Consider the following 1429-nt stretch of genomic DNA (forward strand, 5'->3'; position numbering starts at 1 on the left):
TCGATCTCGCCGGGTTCGATCCGGAAGCCGCGGATCTTGACCTGGTGGTCGGCGCGGCCGACGAACTCCAGTTCGCCGTCGGGGTTCCAGCGCACCAGGTCACCGGTGCGATACATCCGGGCACCGGGTTCGCTCCCGTAGGGGTCCGCGACGAAGCGCTCCGCCGTCAGACCCGGCCGGCCCAGGTAGCCGCGGGCCACACCCGCACCCGCGATATACAACTCTCCCACCACACCCGGCGCCACCAACTGCAGCCCGCCGTCCAGCACATAGGTGCGGGTGTTGGCGATCGGTCGGCCGATCGGCGGGGCCCCCGTGCCACCGGCGAGGTCCGCCGCGGTCGACCAGATGGTGGTCTCGGTCGGCCCGTACAGGTTGGTCAGATCGTCCGTGAGCGTGCGCATCGACTCGGCGAGCGTGGTGGGCAGTGCCTCGCCCCCGACCAGCATGCGCAGGCCCCGCAGGGCCTGCGGTTCGTGCGCGACCAGAAGCTGCCACAGTGCCGGCGTGCCCTGCACGGTGGTGACGCCGTGCCGGGCGATCAGGTCGAGCACGGCGGAGGGCTGAGGGACGGCTTCCTTGGGCGCGAGGACGACTGCGGCACCCGACAGCAGCGGGTGGTACAGCTCCAGCGCTGCGATGTCGAAGGCGACCGTGGTGACCGCGAGCATCCGTTCCTCGGGCCGGAGCGGGACTTTCCGCCGCATGGCCTCCAGGAAGTTGAGCAGCGCCCCATGCGGCACGACCACACCCTTGGGGCGGCCGGTCGAGCCGGACGTGTAGATCACGTACGCGGCGTCGGCGGCCCGCAGCGGCGCGGCGCGGTCGTCGTCGACCGGGTCCGTGTCGGGGCAGTCGGCCAACAGCGCCCGGGCGTCCGGGGAGTCCGGCACCAGCCGCTGCAAGGAGCCGCCGGCCGGTATCCGCGCGTCGGTTGCCGCAGTGGTGAGCAACAGGGCGGGCCGCGCGTCCTCCAGCACGTATTCGATGCGCCCGGCGGGGTGGTCCGGGTCCAGCGGCAGGTACGCGGCGCCGGTCTTGAGCACCGCCAACAAGGCGACCACCAGGTCGGCCGAGCGCGGCAGGGCGAGCGCGATCACCGTGCCCGGTCCGGCGCCCCGGCGCAGCAGGGCATGCGCCAGTCGGTTGGCGCGGCTGTTCAGTTGTGCGTACGTCAGGGTGGTATTCCCGGCGAACACGGCTGCGGCGTCCGGCGTGGCCTGGGCCTGCGCGGCGAAGCGAGCCGGCACCAGGTCTTCGCCGACCTCGGTTTCGGTGTCCAACCAGGTGTCGAGCACCTGACGGTGTTCTTGGGGGGTGAGCAGGTCGATGTGGCCGAGGGGGCGGTCGGGGTGGGCGGTGGCCGCGTCCAGGAGGTGTATCCAGCGGTCGAAGAGGGCTTGCACGGTGGGGGCGTCGTAGATGTCGC

Annotated in this window: 1 protein-coding gene; it reads right to left on the reverse strand. The window is 72.1% G+C overall.

The window, feature by feature from the left end; translation table 11 throughout:
* The coding region (locus tag GT354_RS44630; protein ID WP_346012459.1) for an amino acid adenylation domain-containing protein at positions 1–1406 on the reverse strand (1406 nt) is incomplete at its 3' end.
* Between the last annotated feature and the right edge of the window lie 23 nt (positions 1407–1429).

The sequence above is a fragment of the Streptomyces sp. SID3343 genome (assembly GCF_009865215.1).
In the GTDB taxonomy this organism is placed as follows: domain Bacteria; phylum Actinomycetota; class Actinomycetes; order Streptomycetales; family Streptomycetaceae; genus Embleya.